Source organism: Streptosporangium minutum (assembly GCF_002149035.1).
Classification (GTDB): Bacteria; Actinomycetota; Actinomycetes; order Streptosporangiales; family Streptosporangiaceae; genus Streptosporangium; species Streptosporangium minutum.
This window is the reverse complement of sequence record NZ_NGFP01000159.1, coordinates 1-21680: the sequence shown is the minus strand read 5'-3', so window position 1 is coordinate 21680 and position 21680 is coordinate 1. Positions and strand designations below refer to the sequence as shown.

Here is a 21680-nt window from a genome sequence, read left to right as displayed (position 1 = left end):
GCCTCGGCCCGTTCGCCGGTACGGCGGGCGAAGAGCTTGAGCAGGTCGTGGAAGCGGTAGCGGCCGGGGGCCGGAGCCTCCAGCAGGCTGGCGTCCACCAGGGACTCCAGGATGTCCTCGGTGTCCGTCGGGTTCAGCGCGAGCAGCGCGGAGGCGGCCCCGGCTGAGATGTCCGGGCCGCCGGGCAGGGAGAGCAGCCGGAACGCCCGGGCCTGCGCCGGACTGAGCTGTCCGTAACCGAGGGCGAAGGTCGCCTCCACCGCGAGGTTGCCCACGCGCATCTCGTCGAGGCGGCGGCGCTCGTCGGCCAGCCGGGGCACCAGCGAGGCGACCGTCCAGGAGGCTCGGGCGGCCAGGCGCGCCGCCACGATCCGCACCGCGAGCGGCAGGAAGCCGCAGGCGGCGACGACGTCCATGGCGGCGGCGCGCTCCGCGGCCACCCGTTCGGCGCCGGCGACCGTGCCGAACAGGGTCAGCGCCTCGTCCGGTTCCATGACGTCCAGGTCGACCAGCCGGGCCGCGGCCAGGTCGGCGAGCTTGCCGCGGCTGGTCACCATCGCCGCGCAGCCGGTCGATCCGGGCAGCAGGTGGCTGACCTGGGCGGCGTCCCTGGCGTTGTCGAGCAGCACCAGCATCCGCCGGTCGGTCAGCAGGGAGCGGAACAGCGCCGACCGCTCGGCCAGGCCGTCCGGGATGATGTCGGCGGGCAGGCCGAGGGCGCGCAGGAACGCCGCCAGCACCGACTCGGGCGCGACCGGCTCCTCGCCGTATCCGCGCAGGTCGGCGTAGAGCTGGCCGTCGGGGAACAGGTCGTGCAGGGTGTGGGCGACGTGCACCGCCAGGGTCGTCTTGCCGACGCCCCCGATGCCGGAGATGGCGGCCACCGGCACGCCGTCGGCGCCGCCCTGGGTGGACAGCAGGGTGCACAGCCGGGCGATGATCTGGCGGCGGCCCGTGAAGTCGTTCACGGCCGCGGGGAGTTGCGCCGGGCGCGGCAGTTCGGGAGCGCCGGCGCCGGGCTCGGCGGTCTCCGGCGGCCGGGCGGGCTCCGGGGGGTCGGCGGGCGCGAGCCGTACCGGATCGGCGGCGGGGAGCGAGGCGGGGGCGAGGCTCGGATCGCCGGTGAGGATGCGCTGGTGCAGGGCTGTCAGGCCGGGCCCCGGCTCGATGCCGAGCTCCTCGATCAGCGCGGCGCGGGTGTCGGCGAAGGTCGCGAGCGCGTCCGCCTGCCGTCCGCACCGGTAGTAGGCCAGCATCAACTGGGCGCGGAGCCGCTCGCGGAGCGGGTGGTCGGCGGTCAGCGCGATCAGCTCGGAGACGACGTGGGCGTGCCGGCCCAGCTCCAGGTCCAGGTCCATCAGGGTCTCCAGCACGCTCATCCGGCGCTCGACGAGCCGGTCGCGCTGGTGCTCGGCATAGGGGCCGACGGCCCCGGCCAGTGGCTCACCGGTGCACAGCGCCAGGCTCGCGCGCAGGCTCTCGGCGGCTCCGGCGCGGTCTCCGGCGCGGCGGGCGGCCTCGGCCTCCTGGAGGCCCCGGTCGAAGAGGGTCAGGTCGAGGACTCCGCCGGTCAGCCGCAGCGCGTAGCCCCGGCCCACCGAGATGAGCAGCTCGGGGCGGGTGCGGGGAGACCTGCCGGGCTCCAGCACGGCCCGCAGCCGGGAGACGTAGGTGCGCAGCGCGCCGAGCGCGCGCGGCGGGGCGTCCTCCCCCCAGACCGCGTCGATCATCTCGGCCGGGGTGACCGCCCGGCTCTCGCGCAGGAGCAGCATCGCCAGAATGGAACGTTGCAGGGGTGTGCCCAGATCGAGCTCGGTGCCGTCACGCCACGCCTGTACAGGGCCGAGCACGGCGAAGCGCAACCCGTCTTCGCTGCCGTGAACAGCCATTTCTTTGATCTCCGTCTTAATGGAAAGTTTTGTGGCCAATGATAGATCCTCGGTTGCTTAGTCCATAGATGGCTACTCACTCGTTAACCGAAGCGTTGATTGGCCGTTAATCGGGCGTTGAGTCATGAGCGTGATGCTGAGGGCTGTCGGGCATGGCGCCATACGGGGGCTGTCATGCCCGACATGTCAGTAGATTGCAGGTGCCGATCAGGCGTTGATAAAGGCGCTGTAAGCGCGGTGCAGGCGGCTCGGCCTATCAATGAGCCATGGCTCCTCGACCAGGAAAAAAGGAGTCGCTCCCACCCTCAAGGAGAACCACCATGCGCCGCACGACCCGCACCCTCCTGGGCCTCGCCGCCGCCACCGCCGTCATCGCGGCCGGCGCCCCGGTCCTGGCCACCTCCGCCTCGGCCGCCACGGTCACCGCGAGCACGACCGCCGCGAGCGACTACGACTACTGGGGCTACGACTACTCCAAGTACTACGACGACTCCCGCGCCAAGGCCAAGGGACGCGTGTGGGTCGACCGCTTCGACAGGGTCCACGTCGAGGGAAGGCTCTACGACAAGTACTCGCCGAGCCGGCTCTGCGGCTACGTCCAGGTCAAGTTCGAGAACGCCGACGGTGACGAGACCTACTACTGGGCCAAGAAGTGCGGCTCCAGCGGCTACCAGCCCTTCCACTTCCGGCAGGACGACGTCGACAACGTCCAGGTCCGGGTCTGCTACTGGGACAACAGCCAGGCCAAGAGGAAGCTCTGCGGCAAGTGGGACTACGTCTACGAGGTCGACGGCGGGGACGAGGACGACGAGTAACCGTCCGCCGGACGAACAGCAGGCCCGCCCGGAGTCCCGGGCGGGCCTTCAGTTCCATGAGGTCATCGAAGTGACGGGGTCGCCTTACGCGGCTTCGAACAGGCCGAGCCGCGCGTGGAGCCGTTCTCGCACGAGCGGCCATTCCGAACTGAGGATCGAGTAATAGGCGGTATCTCGGACCGTGTCGTCGGCGCCTCGGGTCTCCGCCCGGCGCACACCGTCGAGGTGTGCGCCGAGGGCCTCGATGGCGGCCCGGGAGCGTACGTTCCGTACGTCAGCCTTGAGTGTGATGCGGTGGACCTGCCAGGTCTCGAAGGCGAGGGAGAGCATCAGATACTTGCTCTCCCGGTTGACACCCGTGCCCTGGGCCGAAGCGGCCAGCCAGGTGTAACCGATGTCCGCCACGGACGGGACCTCGCCCACCGCACCATGTGCACCCGGCGGCCAGGGCATGGGCCCCTGCCAGTACTCCAGGTTCATGAGACGGGTGGCACCGACGACGCGGTCGGTGTGCAGCCACCGGATGGCGAAGGGCATCGTGCGGCCCTCCGCCTGCTCAGCCAGAGTGGCCTCCACGTAGGAGACCATCTCGCCCCGGCTACGGGGAACGCGAGTGAAGGCGTAAGTAGAACGGTCTTCACTCGCCGCGGCGACGAGGTCGTCGACGGCCGCGAGGCTGAGCGGTTCCAGGCGCACGGAGCGCCCGGACAGGGTGACAAAAGCGGGCATGAGCACATGATGAGGGCTCCCCGAGATGCCTGGTGCCAAATGACACGGGACATCTTGGTGAGCATCCAGGAAAATGCCTGTCTCCCTGGCGCGTGGAGCACAAAACCCCAGGTCAGCCACGCGAATGTTGTCTCAGACGCTCCCGGCGCCTGAGTAAAGTTTCCCCCAAGGGCGGCTCCCCGCGATCACCCCGCCGCCGGGGTCGGGACCAGGGCGGCGCGCACGAGCCGGCCGGATGCCCGCCGGACCGTGTTCAGGCCGGTCAGAGCCTCGCTCAGGTGGTCCAGTGAGGCCGAGATCCAGGGCAGTCCGAGAGGGTCGGCGGTGCACAACGCGGCCAGCCGCCGCTCGGTCGTCTCGCCGTACAGGAGGCTGGTCGCCACCCGCACCCGCAGGGCCCGGGGATCGTCGCCGAAGGCGTGCCCGGGGAGCACCCCGACGCCGTGCCTGTCGAGCAGGTCGGCGGTCAGTTCGGCGGAGGTCGCGTAGGCGAGTCCGGTGAAGTCGGGGTAGAGGTAGAAGCCGCCCTGCGGCGCGTCCACCCGCACGCCCGCCCGGACGAACCTCTCGTGCACGGCCCGCGCCACCGTGCCGTGCAGCCGCCGGCTCTCGTCGATCCGCTCGACGAGCTCGGCGGGCTCGGTGTAGGCGTAGGCCGCCGCCTGCTGGACCGGGGCCGCCGGGCTGGACCAGATCTCGCTGGCCACGGCGAGCAGCCGGTCGCGCAGCTCCACCGACGGGAGCCGGGCGACGCCGATCCGCCAGCCGCCGAGGGCGAGACTCTTGCTGAGCCCGCTGGTGATCACGGTCCGTTCGGGGGCCAGCTCGGCCGGGCTGAGGAAGCCCACGGTGGTGTCGTGGACGAGATCGCGGTAGATCTCGTCGGAGATGATCGTGAGGTCGAGGTCGCGGGCGACCTCGGTGATCCGCCTGATCGTGCGGGCGGCGGCCAGCGTGCCGCTGGGGTTGTCGGGCAGCGTGACCAGCAGCGAGCGCACGTCGCGCCCCTGGGACCGCGCGTGCAGGACCGCGGAGACGACACGCTCGGGGTCCGGCACCCCTCCCTCGCCGGGGGGTGCTGGGACGAGCAGGGGCCGCGCCCCGACCAGATCCGCCTGGGCGGCGTAGCTGACCCAGCTCGGCATCGGCAGCACGATGTCGCCGCCGATCGCGAGCAGCAGGCCGTAGAGCAGGGACTTGCTTCCGGGGCCGCAGACCACCAGGTCGGGGTCGGTGGGCAGGCCCCGCCGGTGCCAGTATCCGGCCGCCGCCTCACGCAGCGCGGCCGCTCCGGCGACCGGCCCGTATCCGTTGTGCTCGGACGCGGCGATCAGCCGTTCGCGCAGCGCCGGATGAACGGGCAGACCGGCCTCCCCGAAGGCCAGGTGCAGCACGCGCTCACCGGCGCGCCGTCTTCGTTCGATCTCCTCGTTGGCCGCCAGCGTGGCGGAGAGCGTCACGTTCATGGGGAGTCCTCTCGCTCATTGCGGAACGTTCCCAAGCGTGGTGGGCTACAGGCATCAGGACAAGCTTTGGTTGTTGTGGGTAGGCATAAGGAAGTCTGATGCTTGATTTGCGGCGCTTGGCGTTGATCTGCGAGTTCGCCCGCCGGGGAAGCATCGCGGCCACCGCCGCGGTCCTCGGCTACAGTCCCTCGGCGGTCTCCCAGCAACTGGCGGCGCTGGAGCGGGAGGCCGGGGCGGTGCTGCTCGACCGGACCGCCCGCAGCGCCGAGCTGACCGACGCCGGGCGCCGCCTGGTCGCGCACGCCGAACGCATCCTGTCGATGGTCGAGACCGCCGAGTCCGACCTGTCGGCCCATGCGGCGACCCCCTCGGGCCGGGTCACCGTCACCGCCTTCCCCACCGCCGCGGTCGCCTTCGCGCCCGCCCTGGCCCGGTCGCTGCGCCGTCACACCGCGCTGACCCTGCGGATGGGGCAGGGGCGCTCCGGGCGCGGGATGCGCGAGGTCCAGTCGGGCGAGGTGGACATCGCCCTGGTGGACGACTGGTACGGCCGGGTGCGCGGGTCCGACACGTTGCGGGTCTTCCCGCTGCTGCACGATCCGCTGGTGCTCGTGGTGCCGCGCAAGCACCGCCTGGCCTCCCTGGACGAGCCCGTGGACCTGCGTGAGCTCCGTGACGAGCCGTGGATGGCCACCCCGGACGGCGAGCCCTCCCGGCTGGCCGTGGACAGCCTGCTGGCCGACGTCGGCGGCGCCCAGCCGGTGCCGTGGGAGTTCGAGGGCCTGGGCACCATCCTCGGCCTGGTCGCCAAGGGCATCGGCATCGCGGCCGTCCCCGCCCTGGCGCTGGCCTCCGGGGTCCGCGGCATCGTCGTGCGCGAGTTCCCCGGCGCCCCGGTCGGCCGCGACGTCCACGCCGTCGCCCGCGCCGCCAGCGTCCACCGCCCCGCCGTCTCCGTCACCCTGCGCGCCGTCCACGTCGCCGCCCGTCTCCTCGCCGCCGATCTCGCGGCGGTGGAGCTCGCGGCCCGGTAACGTCGGGGCGTGCCTCCCTCCTACACGCTTGAGCGATTGCTGTCGGCCGGCGGGACGAAGCTGGTGGCCGGGGTCGACGAGGTCGGGCGCGGCGCCTGGGCCGGACCGGTGGCGGTCTGCGCGGTCGTCACGGACCTGTCGGAGCCGCCCGCGGGGCTGACCGACTCCAAGATGCTCAGCCCGGCCCGGCGTGCCTCCATGGTCGCCGAGATCACCGGCTGGGCGGCCGGGATCGGCTACGGCGAGGCGTCACACGAGGAGATCGACGCGCTCGGCATGACCGAGGCCCTGCGCCGGGCGGCCAGGCGGGCGCTGGCCGGGCTCCCGGTCCGGCCCGACGCGGTCATCCTCGACGGCAAGCACGACTACCTGGGCGCGCCGTGGCCGGTCCGCTGCGAGATCAAGGGCGACCTGTCCTGCGTCTCCGTGGCCGCCGCCTCGGTGATCGCCAAGGTCCGCCGGGACGCCTACATGGCCTCCCTCGGCTTCGAGGAGTACGGCTTCGCCGACAACGCCGGCTACCCGTCGCCGGTCCACCAGGCCGCGCTGGCCTCGCTCGGGCCGACCGCGCACCACCGCCTGTCCTGGTCCTATCTGGACGACCTGCCCCGCTGGCGCCACCTCAAGAAGCACCGCAACCCGCTCGCCGGGGAGGGACAGCTCGGCCTCTTCGGGTAAGGGCCCCGGCGTCCGGCCGGAACGGTGATCTGACCTTTCCCGTTCCCGCGCGCCGTTCCAAAGTACTCACTATGCGCATCGGTGTCTTTCTGGTCGCGGCGGGATTCCCGGGACGGCGGCCGGGGGAGGTGTTGCGGGACACGGTGGAGGCGGTCGCCGCCGCCGAGGACGCCGGGTTCGACGACGCGTGGATCGCCGAGCACCACTTCATGTCGTACGGCGTGTGCCCGTCGGCGGTGACGCTGGCCGGTGTGGCGCTGGGCCGTACCTCCAGGATCCGGGTCGGCACGGCGGTGAGCGTGCTGTCGGCGCGGCATCCGGTCGACCTGGCCGAGCAGGCGGCCGTCCTCGACCAGGTCTCGGGAGGGCGGTTCACGCTCGGCGTCGGCAGGGGCGGGCCGTGGGTGGACCTGGAGGTGTTCGGGACGGGGCTGGCGCGCTTCGAGCGTGGTTTCGCCGAGTCGCTGGATCTGCTCTGCGCGGCCCTGGGCCGGGAGACGGTCGCGGCGGACGGGGAGTTCTTCAGGTTCAGGGAGGTGCCCATGGTGCCCGCCGTCCGGCTCCGGCCGGTCGTCGCCTGCACCTCGCCGGAGACCGTGGCGCTCGCCGCCGAGCGCGGCCTGCCGATGCTGCTCGGCATGCACATCGGAGACGAGGAGAAGGCCGCCATGCTCCGGCACTACCGGCGGACGGCCGTACGGCCGCCGGCCACCGGCGGGCCGGGCGGGCGGGAGCCCGGCGGGAGCGTGGCCGGACCGGCGGGCCCGTCCCTCCCCGGGCACGTGGCGGCGGTCGTGGGACACGTGGGCGACTCGACGGCGCAGGTCGCCGAGGAGCTGCGGGAGGCCATGCCGCGGTGGCTGGAGCCGGGACTCGCGGGGTACGTACCGGTGGACGGCCGGGCCCGGCCGCGGCGCGACATCCCGGCATATGTGGATTTCCTCTGCGACGCGCACCCGGTCGGCTCACCCGGTCGCTGCGTCGAGAAGATCACGCGGACCGCGGAGGCCACCGGGCTCAGGCACCTGATGCTCATGGTCGAGGGTGCGGGCGAGCAGGCCCGCACCCTCGAGAACATCCGGCGACTCGGGGCCGAGGTGCTGCCCCGGGTCCGCGATCGCCTCCCTAGCAGTCGACGAGCTCCGGCGTCTGGTTGAGGATCTGGGACCTGGCGGTGACGAACTCCGCGTGGGCCCTGGTGGCCGACGGGTCGAAGACCGCGACCCGGTGGCAGTTCTGGAAGGCCAGCCTCACCCCGAAGTGCCGCTCCAGGGCGCCGCGCATGGCGTCGCTGGCGAGACAGCGCAGGAGCTGGCCCCGGGCGGCCTCGTCCGGCGGGGGAACGGTGTTGTCGGTGAACTCCGCGCCGCTGTGATCGCGCTGCCGGACCAGCTCGCTGATCACCGACCAGGCGTAGGGCAGGGAGTCGCGGACGCAGGCGACGAACGCCGCGTCGTCCACCTCACCGGCTTCCGCCAGGTCGAGAAGATCCTTCGAAACGGTCAGCGACATGCTGCGTTCTCCTCTCAGAAGGGGATCGTTCAGACATTAGGGCGGGCCCGGCGGCCGCTCCATCTAGCGTGGGAGCGACACTCGCGTGGGCCCGAAGACGAAGTCCGGGTCGATCTGGGCGGCGAGATCCTCGCCGGTGGCCCTGTTCGCCCAGGCCTCGGCGTTCTTGAGGTGGAACTGCACGGCCTGGCGGCCGAACCGGGCCCAGTCCTTCTCCTGGGCGTCCAGATGCCGCAGGAGCCCGCCCAGGGCCTCGGCGTTGGCCGGCTCCAGATCCTCCAGGCGGAAGGGACGCCCCTGCTCCATCGCCCGCACCGCCGCCGAGTGCTCCACGCACACCAGCAGGTCCTGGCCCACATGCTCGCGCAGGAACTCCACATCCCGCGGGCCGTGCACCTTGTTGCCCACCACCGCCACCGGCACGCCGAAGTCGGCCGCGTAGTCGCGGTACTGGCGGTAGACCCCCACCCCCTGCCGGGTCGGCTCGGCCACCAGGAACGTCAGGTCGAAACGGGTGAACAACCCCGAGGCGAAGGAGTCGGCCCCCGCGGTCATGTCCACCACCACGTACTCCCCCGCCCCGTCGACGAGGTGGTTGAGATACAGCTCCACCGCGCCGACCTTGGAGTGGTAGCAGGCCACCCCCAGATCGTCTTCGGCGAACGGGCCGGTGACCATCAGCCGCGGCCCGTCCGGCGTGGCCACCGCGTAGCGGGCGTGGACGGGATCGGCGGGCTCCTTCAGGTCCAGCAGCCGCGAGCCGCGCCCCGGCGGCGTGGTCTTGACCATCGCCGCCGCCGAGGAGACACGCGGGTTGTCGCCCCGCAGGTATTCCTTGATCTCGGTCAGGTGCGCGCCCATCGGGCGGGGCAGCGCGCCGTCCTCCACCCCCAGCGCCATGCCCAGGTGCTGGTTGATGTCGGCGTCGATCGCGACGACCGGCCCGCCCCGCACCGCGGTGTATCTCGCGAACAGCGCCGACAACGTCGTCTTGCCGCTGCCGCCCTTACCGACGAATGCCACCCTCACGACGACGATCCAATCTGATTATGAAAACCATTGCAAGTCCTGAGAGTGATTATCATGCCACGGTCGGTGGGCGCGCGTGGCGGGTATGGACGGACAGGGGGCGGTGGCTCCATCGGTGAGGGGCCTTCCGTCAGGGGTCACCCCGGACGATTCACAGCTCCGGGCCGTGGTCGGAGCCGGTCTCACGGAGGGCGTACCGGCCGGGCGTGCACCCGTACTCCTTCGAGAAGGCCGCGATGAAAGCCGAAGGGGACGCGTAGCCGACGCGGCGGGCGACCTCGGCCACCGGCTGGGTCTCCAGCAGCGCCCGTGAGGCGCGCAGGCGCAGCTCGGTGCGCCACTGCGTGTAGGACATGCCGAACTCGCGCGCGAAGTCGCGTTGCAGTGTCTTGACGCTGATGTGCAGCCGTTCGGCCCACTCGGCGAGGCGGACGGGGTCGCCGGGGTCGTGCGACAGCGTACGGGCGACCGTCATCGCGAAGCCGGTGCCGGTGGCGTGATGGCCGACGAACTCCCGGGTCGACGCGCCGAACCCGGTCATGATGCGCAGGCGGGCGGCGAGCGCCTCGTGCCGGCCGTACCCGGGGCGGGCGATCGCCTGGACGAGCCGCGCCGCCTCGTCGTCGATGGACACCGCGCCGGCGCGCAGCCCGGCGAGCGCCGCGGGCACCTCGCGCAGGCAGATCCGGTACACGGTCTGCCGGTCGGCCGCGCGCACCTCGTGGCTCACGGCGCGGTGGGCCCAGAACGCCTCCTTCGGTCCCACGAACTGCGCGTCGCCGCCGTGCCGGGCCGAGAGCACGCCGTCGGGCGACCAGTAGAGCTGGTGCAGGAAGTCCTGCCTGCCCTCCCCGAACTCGAGCAGGCCCGCCGCGCGGTACTTGAGCACGAGGATGCCGGTGGGCAGGCCCAGGCCGTAGCCGTACTCCTCGCACCACAGCGGGTCCGTCCCGGAGTGCCGCGCGGTCGCCACAGAGTGACCTTCCATCGACATGGGATGTCCTCTCGGCGACATCGAAAAATATTAGGTAAGGGTAACCTAATTTCATATCCGCTGATGAGGCCGGCTCATCCTCCTGCACCGAAGCACTTCGAAGGAACACGCCCATGTCCTCTCGACAGCCCTGGCGCCTCACCGGCGTTCTGGCTCTCACGCTCGCCCTGATGGCCGGCTGCGGTTCCACCGACCCGGGTGAGAAGACCGATGCCGCGGCCGCGGCCGCGACCCGCGTCTTCGCCGCCGACAACGGCGACATCACGATCCCCGCCGACCCCAAGCGCGTCGTCGCGACCGGTTACGCGGTGCCGGTGCTCATCGAGGCCGATGCCGCCCTGGTCGGCATCTCCACCTGGAAACGCGGTCTGGCGCTGATGACCGAGGAGGACCTCGCGACGTACAACGGCCTCGCCAAGGTCGCGGGCGAAACGGCCGCCGAGACCAACTACGAGGCCGTCGCCGCGGCCAAGCCGGATCTGATCGTCATCGGCGTCCCGCAGCCGGTCCTCGCGGACATCGACATGGACCGGTTGAAGTCCATCGCCCCCGTCGTCGCCATCGGCCCGACCACCCCCTCCGCGTGGCGCGACCTGTCGCGACGCCAGTCCGACGCCGTGGGCCGTCTCAGCACCTTCGAAGCCACCAAAGCCGGGTACGAGAAGAAGGCGGCCGAACTCGCCGCCAAGTACAAGGACGCGCTCGACGGCGTGGACTTCGGCCACGTGGGCTCCTACGGCGAGATCTCGAAGGGAACGTTCCAGCGCGAGTTCGCCGGGGCGTGGGGTACCAACATCGCCCAGGACATCGGCGTCACCTACTACGGCGAGGTCAAGCAGAAGGGCGGCGGAGGGCGCGACGTCTCGGAGTACCCGTCGATCGAGGAACTGCCCGAGAGCCTCGGCGACGCCGACGCCATCACGTACTCGCTGGACCCCGACGGTTCGGTGAGCGACGCGGTGCAGTACGTGCTCGACTCCAAGCTGTGGAAGAACCTGCCCGCGGTCAAGGCCGGCAAGGTCTTCCCGCTGCGGTACACGGAGGCGGCGACGTACAGCTCGGCGCTCAAGACGCTGGACGCGGTCGACCAGGCGTTCGCGCCGCTGCTCGACCGATGAGCGGGGCCGCTCGGCCGATGAACGCCGACCGCCACGACCCGCGGGGCCGTGTCGCCTCCCACCACCGGTCCGGGAGCGGCACGGTGCGCATCGGCTATCCGATCGGGGTCCGCACCGTCCCGGTCCTCGTGAGGGAGTACGTGACGCCGCGCATGCTACGGCTGACCCTCGGGGGCCCGGAACTCGACGGGTTCCATACCTACCAGGCCGACGACCACGTCAAAATCGTCTTCCCCGATCCGGACGGCACGCGCCGCGTTCCGGTCGCCAACGCCGACCTGACCCTCGACTGGCCGAAGCCGCTGCCCACGACGCGGAAGTACACCGTGCGGCGGTTCGACGCCGAGGCCCGCGAGCTCGACCTGGACATCGTGCTCCACGAGGGCGGGGTCGCGTCGGAGTGGGCGGCCTCCGTCGAGGTGGGCGACGAGGTGACGATCGCCGGCCCGCCCGGGGCCAAGGCCTTCCCCCACGACTACGGCCACTACGTCTTCGCGATCGACGCCACCGCGCTGCCGGCCGTCGCACGCTGGCTGGAGGAGTCCCCGGCCGATGTCTCGGCCCAGGTCGTGGTCGAGACCGGCGACGCCGTCGAACAGGGGTACCCGCTCGCGCCACGCGACGGGGTGGAGGTCATCTGGCTCGTCCGTGAGGGCGCGCGCTCCTCGCTCGCGGCGACCGTGCGGTCCCTGCCCCTGCCCGCGGAGCGGACCTTCCTGTTCGCGGCCGGTGAGGCGGGCGACATCAAACCGCTGCGCCCGTGGAGCGCGGGGCGGTTCGACTCGCTGTTCACCGGTTACTGGAAGCGCGGAGTCGCCGGACTTGAGGACTGAGCTGTCGGGGCGGGTCGCGATTCTCGTCGCGGCCGCCGCCCTGCTCGTCGTCGTGGCGGGTGCCGGCGTGAGCGTCGGGACCCACACGATCGCACCGGCCGAGGTCTGGCGTGCCTTCGCCGCCTACGCCGGCGCCGACGACCATCTGATCGTCCGTGAGGTCCGTGTGCCACGCACGATCCTCGGCATCTGCGTCGGCGCAGCCCTCGGCGCGTCGGGCGCGTTGATCCAGACGTTGACGCGCAACCCGCTGGCCGAGCCCGGCGTCCTGGGGGTGACCGCCGGGGCGGGCTTCGCGATCAACATGGGCGGCGCGCTGGGCCTCGCGGGGGCGCAGCCCGCGAAACTGGGGCTCGCGTTCGCCGGCTCCGTGCTCGCGGCACTGGTGGTCTACGCCGTCGGCCGGACCTCCCCGCTGCGGCTCGTCCTCGCCGGCGTCGCTCTCAGCTCCGTGCTCGCGGGCGTCTCGCTCGGCATGCGGCTCATGCTTCCCGATGTCTTCGACCGGTTCCGCTTCTGGTCCGTCGGGTCGCTGGCCGGCCGCGAGCAGGTCTCCCTCACCGTCCCGCTGCTGGTGATCGCCCTCGCCCTGATCGGCGCCATGGCCGTGGCCAGGCCGTTGAACGCCCTGGTCCTGGGCGAGCAGGTAGCCCACACGCTCGGTGGCCACACCGTGCGGACCAGGCTCGGCGTCCTCGTGATCGTCACCTTGCTCACCGGCGCCGCCACGGCCGTGGCCGGACCGATCGCCTTCGTGGGGCTCATCGTTCCCCATCTGGCCCGCCGACCGGCCGGCGGATCGATCCCCTGGCTCATGGCCTACACGATGGTGCTGGGGCCGATCCTGCTGCTGGTCTCCGACATCGGGTCGCGCGTCCTGCTGCCGACGGGCGAGGTCCCCGTGGCCGTCGTCACCGCCTTCCTCGGCGGCCCGGCGCTCATCTGGGCCGTCCGGCGCTACGGGGCGGTGTCCCTGTGAGCGCCGTCGTGCTGCGCGCCGGCCCGTGGTCGGTCAGGATCGAACGGCGGACGGTTCTGGTGTCGTCGGCGCTGCTCGCCGCCGCCCTGGTCCTCGCCTTCCTCGGCCTCTGCCACGGGGCCTCCTGGGTCACGCCGCCGGAGGTGTTCTCGGCGCTCGCCGGTCACGGGGACTCGGCCGTGGTGATCAGGGAGTGGCGGCTGCCCCGCGTGACCGCCGCGCTCGTCTTCGGCGCCGCGCTGGGGCTGGCCGGGGCGACCTTCCAGAACCTCACGCGCAACCCGCTCGGCAGCCCGGACGTCATCGGCCTCGACGCGGGCGCCTACACCGGCGCGCTGTTCGCGATCACGGTGCTGGGCGGAACCGCCGCACAGCTCGCCGCGGGCTCGGTGGCGGGCGGGCTGCTGGCCGCGGCGGCCGTCTATCTCCTGTCCCTGAACTCCGGGCTCAGCGGCCTGCGGCTGATCGTCATCGGGATCGCCATGAACGCCATCCTGACCGCGGTCAACTCCTGGATCGTGCTGCGCGCCGAGCTTGAGGTCGCGATGGCCGCGACCGGATGGAGCGCGGGTTCGCTGAACGGTGTCGACTGGGACGAAGTGCGTCTGCCGTTCCTCATCATCGGCGCGCTCGCGCTGCTGCTCGCCACGCTGTCGACCACCATGCAACAGGCCGCGCTCGGCGACGAGCTCGCCGTCACGTCGGGCGTGGGCCTGAACCGGCACCGGCTCCTGATCGTCCTGGCCGGCGTCGGCTACACCGCCACCGTGACGGCGGTCGCCGGGCCGATCGCGTTCATCGCGCTCGCCGCGCCCCAGATCGGCCGCCGGCTCGCCGGCGCGGCCGGTGTGACCCTGCTGCCCGCGGCGCTGACCGGCGCCGTGCTGCTCCTGGCCGCCGATCTCGCCGCACAGATGCTGCTGGCCCCGATCGCGCTGCCGGCCGGTGTCGTGACGACCGCGATCGGCGGGTGCTACCTCATCTGGCTGCTCTCCAAGGAAGTGAGGCGACCGTGACAACACGCCTGGCCGCCCAGGACATCACCCTCGCCTACGGCGGACGGGTGGTGTCGACGCACGTGAGCCTCGACGTTCCCGACGGCGCGTTCACCGCCATCGTCGGCGCCAACGCGTGCGGGAAGTCGACGCTCCTGCGTGCCTTCGTCCGGCTGCTCAAGCCCTCGGCCGGGGCGGTGCTCCTCGACGGCCGCGACGTGGCCGGCTACAGGCCGAAAGCCATCGCCCGGGAGGTCGGATTCCTGCCCCAGGGTCTCGTCGTCCCGGAGAGCATCGTGGCCAGGCGGCTCGTCGCCCGCGGCCGCTACCCGCACCAGTCGCTGCTGTCGACCTGGTCGTCCGAGGACGAGCGCGCCGTGGACGAGGCCATGGCGGCGGCCGGTGTCGCGGACCTGGCCGAGCGGCCGGTCGAGGAGCTGTCCGGAGGCCAGCGTCAACGCGTGTGGGTCGCGATGGTGCTGGCCCAGGAGACGCGTTACCTCCTGCTGGACGAGCCCACGACGTTCCTCGACATCACGCACCAGTACGAGCTGCTCGCCCTGTTCGCGCGCCTGCGCGACGAGGGGCGCACCGTCATCGCGGTCCTGCACGACATCAACCAGGCCTGCCGGTACGCCGACCATCTCGTGGCGATGAAGGACGGCCGCGTCGTCGCGGAGGGGGCGCCGGCCGACATCGTCGACGCGGCACTCATCCAGGAGGTCTTCAACCTGCCCAGCGTCGTCGTGCCCGACCCGGTGACCGGCACCCCCATGGTGGTGCCGACCGTCTAGATCCGGTCCAGAGATTCCACCACGGTAACGGCGGGGGAACCCGGCTGGGGGCGGTCCCCCTTCCGGGCCCGCGCGGTGTCCGTGCGCCTGCCGGGCCCGGGGGTTTCCACGTCGTCACCATCGTGAGGCATCACCGCCGGGGCGGGCGTCGGGAGGCGTCCTTGGTGATGTGGGCGAGAGTGATCTCGGTGAGCAGCGTCTCCTCGTGCTCGCGCAGCAGGCTCCACACGTCGGCCAGGGGGCCCGCCACCCCCGGGTAGCCGCCGTGCCGGGAATGCTCGGGGCTGCCCTCGACCACCATGATCACATCGGCCAGGGTGATCTCCTCGGCGGGCCGGGCCAGCCAGTAGCCCCCGTCGGGGCCGCGCTGGCTGTGGATGAGCCCGGCCCGCCGTAACTGCAGCAGGATGTTGTCCAGGAACCTCCGGGGGATGTTCTGCGACACCGCGATCTTCTCGGCGGGCACGGGGCCTGGCGGCGCGGCGGCCAGTTCGGTGGCGGCTCGCAGCGCGTACTGGGTTCTGGCGGAGATCCGCATATCGTCAGTTGCGCACCTGCTGGAGGCCCCAGCGGCGGCGCAGAGAGTTGTCGGCCGTCTCGAACAGCAGGTCCACCCCGATGCCGATGATCAGAATCACGATCATGGTGGCGAGCAGGCCGGCCGAGTCGGCGAGCTCGCGGTCGTAGTAGAGCCGCTCGCCCAGCGAGGACTGGTGGGCGATGATGACCACCAGCTCACCGGCCATCAGCGAGCGCCAGGCGAAGGCCCAGCCCTGCTTGAGCCCGGCGAGGAACGACGGCAGCGACGCCGGCAGGATCACGTGGCGGTAGAGCTGGAGGCGGCGGAAGCCGAGCACGTGCCCGGCGCGCAGCAGGATCGGCGGCGTGTAGTCCACTCCGCCGATCAGACCGTTCGCGATGGACGGCGCCGCGCCGAGGATGACCACGAAGGTGATCGCGCTCTCGGTCAGCCCGAACAGCAGGATGGCCAGCGGGAACCAGGCGATCGACGGCATGGTCTGCAGGCCGGTGATCAGTGAGCCGAAGGCGGCCCGGAGCACCCGGATCCGGGACACCAGGGCGCCCAGGACCAGCCCGACCAGGACCGACACGGCGAAACCGGTCACCGCGCGGCGCATCGTCACGCCGATGGCCTCCCAGTATTCGCCGCTGGTCAGGCGGTCCCCGAGGACCGGGACCACCTCGGCGGGCCCGGCGAAGACGTAGTCCGGCCAGAAGCCGGCCCACACCACGGCCTGCCAGATCGCCACCACCATGCCGACCGCCAGGACCATCGGCCAGACGCGGCCCCAGATCCGGGGGGCGAGCCCGCCGCGCGTGCCGCCGCCCAGTTCCAGCGCGTCGAGCCCGGCGAGCTGCCGGGCATGGGTGTCGGGGGTCGCCTGGTCAACTGCCATGGCGCATGACCTCCTCGCGCAGGCGGCCGGTTATGGCTCCGGCGATCTTGGCCACCTCGGCCGAGTCGGTGTGGCGGGGACGGTCGAGCGTGACCGGGAAGTCCTCCACGACCCGGCCGGGACGGCTGCTGAGCAGGACCACCCGGTCGCCGAGCCGTACGGCCTCGCGGACGTTGTGGGTGACGAACAGCACGCTGAGCCCGCGCTCCCGCCAGATCCGCTCCAGCTCGTCGTGGAGCAGGTCGCGGGTCATCGCGTCCAGCGCGCCGAACGGCTCGTCCATCAGCAGCACGTCCGCGTCCTGGGCGAGCGCGCGGGCCAGGGAGACCCGCTGGCGCATGCCGCCCGACAGCTCGTGCGGGCGCTTGTCGCCGAAGCCGCCCAGGTGGACGATCTCCAGGAACTCCGCGGCCCGGGTCTGGCGCTCGCGCTTGGCCACGCCCTGGACCCGCATCGCCATCTCGACGTTCGCCGAGACGGTGAGCCAGGGGAACAGCGCGGGCTCCTGGAACATCATGGCGATCCTGCGGCCCTCGGTGCCGATCCGGCCGGCCGTGGGGCTGTCGAGTCCGGCGACCAGGGAGAGCAGGGTGCTCTTGCCGCAGCCGGAGGCGCCGAGCATGCAGACGAACTCGCCCTGCCCGACGGAGAGGGAGACGTTGTCGAGGGCCAGGAGGCCGTTCTTGCCCTGGCCGTAGATCTTGGAGACGCCGTCCAGCCGGACCGCGGGCTCGCCACCCTGGATCCGGCTGTCCGTCCGCTCCCGGAGCGGAGCTGTCACTTGCCCTCCTACTGGATACGGATCGGGCGGTTACCTGTCGGCGACCGCGGTCTCGCCCTTGGCCTTGAGGATCTCGTTGAGGGTGTTCAGGTCGTAGATGCCGTTCAGGTCGACCGGCTGGAGCAGCCCGATCTTGACCGCGTGGTCCGCGCTGCCCACCAGCGAGGAGGCGATCGGGTCGTTGGTGAAGGTGATGTTCTTGAACACGCTGTCCAGGACCTCCTGCTTGAGCGGCTTGCCGCTCAGCTTCTCCAGCGCGCTGTTGACGGTCGTGGCGGCGCCGGCCGGGTCGGCGTTGATCGCGGCGTTGGCCTCGACGTGCCCCTCAAGGAGCTGCTTGACCGTCTCGGGGTGCTGGGCGGCGAACTCCTGGCGGACGATCAGGTGGGTGATGACGAACTGCTTGTCCGGCCAGAGGTCGCGCTCGTCGACGAGGATCTTGCCCTTGCTCTCCTGGACCAGGCGGCTGGCGAACGGCTCGGGCACCCAGGCGCCGTCGATGTCGCCGGTGGCGAAGGTCTGCAGGGTCTGGGAGTTCTCCTGCGGGAGGATGTTGACGTCACCGCCGCCCTTGGTGTCGGTCTTCAGCCCCTTCTCCTGCAGCCAGTAGCGCAGGGCCACGTCCTGGGTGTTGCCGAGCTGCGGCGTGGCGATCTTCTTGCCCTTGAGGTCCTCGACCCCGTTGATCCCGGGCTTGACGACGAGGTAGACGCCGCCGGAGGCCGAACCGGCGATGATCTTTATCGCCTTGCCCTTGGACTTGGCCCAGGCGTTGATGGCCGGGTTGGGGCCGATGTAGGTGGCGTCGATCGCGCCCGAGAAGACCGCCTCGATCGCGGCCGGACCGGCGTTGAAGGTGCTGGTCTTGAGCTTGGTGTCGCCGAGGTGCTTGGCGAACAGGCCCTTCTCGATGCCGACCAGCGCCGTGGAGTGGGTGATGTTGGGGAAGTATCCGAGCCGGACCTCCGCGAGCTTGTCCCCGCCGCCGGCGGAGGCCGCGGTCCCCGTCGTCTCCGTGCCCCCGCAGGCGGTCGCCAAGGTCGTGAGCGCCAGTGCGGCCAGGGCGGCCACCACCCCGCGAACCCTGCGAGCGTTCATGACTACTCCCTAATTCCTACTTAATAAGTCGGTTAGGTGTATATAAGAACCTAGCATGCCGACCGGTCAAGTAGGAATCGTGGGGAACGGTCCATCGTTACCGCTCCGTGCTCTTCCGTGCGGAGTCCGTGACCCCGCCGGCGGCTCATGCGGAAAGCCGGCCGGTCCCCGAGGGGGCCGGCCGACTTCGCGCCGCCGTCAGTTGCAGGCGAGGTCGAGGTTGACGGCCTCCTGGGCCGAGTCCTTGCGGGCGTTCTTGGCGCGGCCGGACGGGGTGGAGGACTCGTCGGCCGACTTCGCCAGGATGGTGCTGACCTTGTGCTTGATCAGGCGGTAGTCGGGGTCACCGGTATTGATCAGCGGCGGGACGAACTGGAAGCTCTTGATCTTGGACTTCTTCACCTTGTCCGACAGGTCGATCAGGTTCGGCAGCAGCCCCTGCGGAATGTCGGTGGAGACGGCGCGCAGCGCGACGTCGGCCAGCTTCTCGAAACTCCTCAGCACCGTCACCGGGTCGGCCTGCTTGGCGACGGCGTTCATCAGGCACTTCTGCCTGCCCATCCGGACGTAGTCGTCGCTGTAGGTGCGGGCCCGGCCGAACCAGAGCGCCTCCTCACCCGACAGCTTGCGGGTGCCCGCCCGGATCAGGCCCTCGTTCTGCCTGCCGTACACGATGGGCTCCTTGACGGTGACCCTCACCCCGCCCATCGCGTCGATGATCTGGGCGAAGCCGCTCATGTCGACCATCGCGTAGTGGGTGATGTCGAGCCCGGTGATGTCGCTGATCGTCCGCTTGAGCAGCGTCGGGCCGCGCTGGCCCTTGGGGACGCCCGGGACCACCTCGGGGTAGTCCTCGGCGTACTGGAAGACCTCGTTGAGCAGGCCCGGGGTGTAGGGCGGTTCGCCTCCGAAGCCGTAGGGGAAGCGGTCACGGGCCGGGCCGGCCGGCATCGGGACGTGCTCCAGGTTCCTCGGCAGGCCGAAGAGCACGGTGTCGCCGGTCCTGGTGTCGACGCTGGCGACGGTCATGCTGTCGGTGCGCACGCCGGGCCTGCTGGGCGCCGCGTCGGCGCCGATCAGCAGGATGTTGACCCGGTCGTGGCCCCGCCACGGATCCACCGGGATCGGGACGGTGTTCGCGGTGAACACCGAGGTGACCACGTGCTGGGAGACGAAGGCCAGGCGGGCCGCGTAGACCATGGGGGCGATCACCAGCGCGCACAGCAGGCCGACCGAGAGAGCCGAGAGGTAGCGGGCCGGGCCGGACAGCGACTCCGGGCGGACGAGCTGGTAGGACCGGATGACCACCGCCACGGTGACGGCGGCGAAGAGCAGGGCGCCCAGCGCGAAGGTCCACAGCCAGCTCGGCTGCACGGCGAGGGAGAGCAGTTCCGGCTTGGTCTTGAACAGGGTGGCCACGATCGCCGCGACGAGGGTCGCATAGACCCCCATCAGGAGGGCGCCCGTCACGCGCCGGCCCACCCACAGGTGGGCCAGGCCCCACAGAACGGCCGAGCCCAGTGTCAGCGCGAGGCTCGATCTGACGCTTAGACCACCCCGTTTACCTGCCATCTTTCTAACATCTCCCGTTCATCGAATTCACGTGTCACAGGTTAGTAACGGTTTTCGGATGAATGGGCTATGTGGCTGCGCGACGCGCTGAGAAGTCCAGGTCAAGCTTCGGTGAGCGAAGCCTGTCGTTTCGGGCGATCACTGATCGCCAAATCGTGGTCAAAAAGGATATCTGGCGGGTTTTACCAGGTGGGGATGGGGATTCCCAGGTAAGGCCGGGGATTCCCAGTAAGGCCGGGGAGGGGGATCCTGTGCGGGCAGAGTTCGGTGCGATCCTGGTCGTGCTCGGCTGCGTCCTCGCCCCGCCCGCCCTCGTCGGATTCTGGGCGGCGGCCGACATCGCCGACACCGGCCGCTACGTCGAGCACGTCGCCCCGCTGGCGTACGACCCGGACGTCCAGGACGCCATCGTGGACCGCGTCGCCGGCGCGATCACCAGACCGCTGCGGAAACGGACGCTGTCGCGCGCCGAGGACCTCGTCCACACGCTGGTGCAGGCGGTCGTCAGAGGCAAAGAGTTTCCCGCCGTCTGGGAGGACGTCAACAGGGTGACGCACCGGCAGCTCGTCGCGATCCTGTCGGGCGAGGACGGTCGCGTGCCGCCGGTGCGGGACGACACCGTCAGCCTCGACCTCAGCCCGGTGTACAACCTGGTCAAGGATCAGGTGAACAGCCTGCTCCAGCGGGAGCTGGGTGGCCCCGTCCCCGACCTGCACCCCGCGTTCGAACTGTTCTCCTCAGCCGACCTGGTCAAGGCGCGGACCGCCTACACCTGGCTGATCAGGCTGAAATGGGTGCTGCCGATCCTGTCCCTCGCCCTCCTCACGACGGGGGTGCTGCTGGCGCGTAACCGGCAGCGGGCGTTGCTGTGCGCCGGACTCGGCCTGGCCGCGAGCATGTTCCTCCTGGCCGCCGCCCTGGCCGTGATCCGCGACGCCTACCTGCCCGACTACGTCGAGAACGCGATGCCGGAGGCCGCCGCGACCGCCGTCTTCGACGCGCTGACCGGGTCCCTGAGGGGCGGCCTGCGCGTGATCTTCGCGCTCGGTCTGGTCGTGGCCGGGATCGCCTTCCTCGCGTGCCGCCGGAAGCGGGCCTCCCGCGATCACCAGCCGGACGCGCCCGTGAACGACGTCGCCGAGGGATGAAAGCCCAGCCGGTCGCGGGCGGCGGTGATGTCGAGGGTCCGCTCCACCGCCAGATGGCCCGCGGCGTAGCGGGTGAGCCGGGGCGGGCGCGCGCGCCGGAGCAGCCGGAACGCGGTCTCGGCGGCGACGGCGAGGGGTTCGGCCAGCCCGAGGGGCAGATAGTACGGCTCGGCGTCGATGCCCCGTTCCTTCAGGATCGAGCGGAGGGCGTCGTCGAGGACGACCGGCTCGGCGTCGGTCACGTTGAAGACGCCGTGCCCGACGGGACCGGCGGCGGCGAGCAGGCAGGCCTGGACCAGGTTGTCCACCGAGGTCAGGCTGACCCGCTGGCGGCCGTCGCCCACCGCGAGGAGTCTCCCTCCCCGGACCGCCCCCAGGACCCGGGGGAGCAGGGTCGTGTCCCCCCTGCCGTAGACGGCGTGCGGACGCAGCACGACCGCCCCCCTCAGGACCCTCTCCGCGGCGGCCTTCGCGGCGCCGTAGGCGTTGACGTACCGGCCCACCGGGGCCATGTCCTCGGTGGCCATCACGGTCGGCCGGAACGGGTCGTAGACACTGGCCGTGCTCACATGCACGAACCTGGCCCCCGGAAAGGCCGCGGCCACGTTGCGGGTCCCGTCCACGTTGGCCGCCCAGACGTCCTCCGCCGGCCCCCAGTCCGTGACGCTCCCGGCGCAGTGGATCACCACGTCCACCTCGGGCAGTCCCGGCCTGTCCCCCAGGAGATCCCACGGCGTGTACGGCGCGCCGCCCACATGCCCGTGCTCCACCGAGGGCCGCCTGCCGAAGGCGGATACC

Annotated in this window: 22 protein-coding genes; 10 read left to right on the top strand and 12 right to left on the bottom strand. The window is 71.4% G+C overall.

Features of this window, described 5'->3' with window-relative positions:
• A partial coding sequence (locus CA984_RS28685; RefSeq protein ID WP_207621075.1) for an AfsR/SARP family transcriptional regulator occupies positions 1-1889 on the bottom strand: 1889 nt, incomplete at its 3' end.
• A gap of 320 nt (positions 1890-2209) precedes the next feature.
• Between CA984_RS28685 and CA984_RS46495 the strand changes: the two genes are divergently transcribed.
• Positions 2210-2704 carry a hypothetical protein gene (locus tag CA984_RS46495; RefSeq protein ID WP_086576636.1) on the top strand — a complete coding sequence of 165 codons (495 nt, stop codon included), beginning with the start codon at positions 2210-2212 and terminating at the stop codon, positions 2702-2704.
• An 84-nt stretch (positions 2705-2788) separates the two neighbouring features.
• Here CA984_RS46495 and CA984_RS28675 read toward each other — a convergent pair whose 3' ends face one another.
• Entirely contained in the window at positions 2789-3433 is a 645-nt protein-coding gene (locus CA984_RS28675) for a GNAT family N-acetyltransferase (protein WP_086576639.1), read from the bottom strand.
• A 185-nt stretch (positions 3434-3618) separates the two neighbouring features.
• Positions 3619-4899: a pyridoxal phosphate-dependent aminotransferase gene (locus tag CA984_RS28670; protein ID WP_086576635.1), complete on the bottom strand. Its 1281-nt coding sequence runs from the start codon at positions 4897-4899 to the stop codon at positions 3619-3621.
• Between the two features lie 98 nt (positions 4900-4997).
• On the opposite strand from CA984_RS28670, the gene CA984_RS28665 reads away from it, so the two are divergent.
• From CA984_RS28665 to CA984_RS28655, 3 genes are all read left to right on the top strand, one after another.
• Complete coding sequence (locus CA984_RS28665) at positions 4998-5933, top strand: LysR family transcriptional regulator (protein ID WP_086576634.1); 936 nt, start codon at positions 4998-5000, stop codon at positions 5931-5933.
• A 9-nt stretch (positions 5934-5942) separates the two neighbouring features.
• A complete protein-coding gene (locus tag CA984_RS28660) occupies positions 5943-6611 on the top strand; it encodes a ribonuclease HII (RefSeq protein WP_086576633.1) in 669 nt (222 codons plus the stop codon).
• A gap of 71 nt (positions 6612-6682) precedes the next feature.
• Positions 6683-7768 carry an LLM class flavin-dependent oxidoreductase gene (locus CA984_RS28655; protein WP_086576632.1) on the top strand — a complete coding sequence of 362 codons (1086 nt, stop codon included), beginning with the start codon at positions 6683-6685 and terminating at the stop codon, positions 7766-7768.
• Here CA984_RS28655 and CA984_RS28650 read toward each other — a convergent pair.
• The 3 genes from CA984_RS28650 to CA984_RS28640 all read right to left on the bottom strand — a co-directional run bounded on the left by CA984_RS28650 (position 7737) and on the right by CA984_RS28640 (position 10125).
• Complete coding sequence (locus tag CA984_RS28650; protein WP_086576631.1) at positions 7737-8123, bottom strand: SCO5389 family protein; 387 nt, start codon at positions 8121-8123, stop codon at positions 7737-7739. The genes CA984_RS28655 and CA984_RS28650 overlap by 32 nt on opposite strands.
• A gap of 63 nt (positions 8124-8186) precedes the next feature.
• Complete coding sequence (locus tag CA984_RS28645) at positions 8187-9152, bottom strand: ATP-binding protein (RefSeq protein WP_086576630.1); 966 nt, start codon at positions 9150-9152, stop codon at positions 8187-8189.
• Between the two features lie 151 nt (positions 9153-9303).
• Positions 9304-10125 carry a helix-turn-helix transcriptional regulator gene (locus tag CA984_RS28640; RefSeq protein ID WP_242676230.1) on the bottom strand — a complete coding sequence of 274 codons (822 nt, stop codon included), beginning with the start codon at positions 10123-10125 and terminating at the stop codon, positions 9304-9306.
• 134 nt (positions 10126-10259) lie between these two features.
• Here CA984_RS28640 and CA984_RS28635 point away from each other — a divergent pair, with 134 nt between their 5' ends.
• The 5 genes from CA984_RS28635 to CA984_RS48230 are packed head-to-tail and all read left to right on the top strand — an operon-like array spanning position 10260 to position 14865.
• Positions 10260-11264 carry an ABC transporter substrate-binding protein gene (locus tag CA984_RS28635; RefSeq protein ID WP_086576629.1) on the top strand — a complete coding sequence of 335 codons (1005 nt, stop codon included), beginning with the start codon at positions 10260-10262 and terminating at the stop codon, positions 11262-11264.
• Complete coding sequence (locus CA984_RS28630; RefSeq protein WP_242676229.1) at positions 11261-12097, top strand: siderophore-interacting protein; 837 nt, start codon at positions 11261-11263, stop codon at positions 12095-12097. Before CA984_RS28635 ends, CA984_RS28630 begins: the two co-directional genes overlap by 4 nt.
• Positions 12087-13076 carry a FecCD family ABC transporter permease gene (locus CA984_RS28625; RefSeq protein WP_086576627.1) on the top strand — a complete coding sequence of 330 codons (990 nt, stop codon included), beginning with the start codon at positions 12087-12089 and terminating at the stop codon, positions 13074-13076. The genes CA984_RS28630 and CA984_RS28625 overlap by 11 nt, the downstream gene beginning before the upstream one ends.
• Positions 13073-14092 carry a FecCD family ABC transporter permease gene (locus tag CA984_RS48235; RefSeq protein ID WP_242676228.1) on the top strand — a complete coding sequence of 340 codons (1020 nt, stop codon included), beginning with the start codon at positions 13073-13075 and terminating at the stop codon, positions 14090-14092. The genes CA984_RS28625 and CA984_RS48235 overlap by 4 nt, the downstream gene beginning before the upstream one ends.
• Positions 14089-14865 carry an ABC transporter ATP-binding protein gene (locus tag CA984_RS48230; protein ID WP_086576626.1) on the top strand — a complete coding sequence of 259 codons (777 nt, stop codon included), beginning with the start codon at positions 14089-14091 and terminating at the stop codon, positions 14863-14865. Before CA984_RS48235 ends, CA984_RS48230 begins: the two co-directional genes overlap by 4 nt.
• A gap of 130 nt (positions 14866-14995) precedes the next feature.
• Here CA984_RS48230 and CA984_RS28610 read toward each other — a convergent pair whose 3' ends face one another.
• The 5 genes from CA984_RS28610 to CA984_RS28590 form a co-directional block, all read right to left on the bottom strand.
• Positions 14996-15403, bottom strand: coding sequence for an RrF2 family transcriptional regulator (locus CA984_RS28610; protein ID WP_086576625.1), 408 nt, complete (start codon positions 15401-15403; stop codon positions 14996-14998).
• Between the two features lie 4 nt (positions 15404-15407).
• Positions 15408-16283 (bottom strand): ABC transporter permease, encoded by an 876-nt coding sequence (locus CA984_RS28605; protein WP_031158233.1) that lies wholly within the window; start codon positions 16281-16283, stop codon positions 15408-15410.
• On the bottom strand, positions 16273-17064 hold the full coding sequence (locus CA984_RS28600) for an ABC transporter ATP-binding protein (protein WP_086576624.1): 792 nt from the start codon (positions 17062-17064) through the stop codon (positions 16273-16275). The genes CA984_RS28605 and CA984_RS28600 overlap by 11 nt, the downstream gene beginning before the upstream one ends.
• 30 nt (positions 17065-17094) lie before the next feature.
• Positions 17095-18162, bottom strand: a complete 1068-nt coding sequence (locus CA984_RS28595; RefSeq protein WP_086576623.1) for an ABC transporter substrate-binding protein — start codon at positions 18160-18162, stop codon at positions 17095-17097.
• A gap of 198 nt (positions 18163-18360) precedes the next feature.
• Positions 18361-19734, bottom strand: a complete 1374-nt coding sequence (locus CA984_RS28590) for an LCP family protein (RefSeq protein ID WP_086576622.1) — start codon at positions 19732-19734, stop codon at positions 18361-18363.
• A 251-nt stretch (positions 19735-19985) separates the two neighbouring features.
• On the opposite strand from CA984_RS28590, the gene CA984_RS28585 reads away from it, so the two are divergent.
• Positions 19986-20882, top strand: coding sequence for a hypothetical protein (locus tag CA984_RS28585; RefSeq protein ID WP_086576621.1), 897 nt, complete (start codon positions 19986-19988; stop codon positions 20880-20882).
• Here the strand turns inward: CA984_RS28585 and CA984_RS28580 are convergent.
• The coding region (locus CA984_RS28580; RefSeq protein ID WP_086576620.1) for an NAD-dependent epimerase/dehydratase family protein at positions 20840-21680 on the bottom strand (841 nt) is incomplete at its 5' end. The genes CA984_RS28585 and CA984_RS28580 overlap by 43 nt on opposite strands.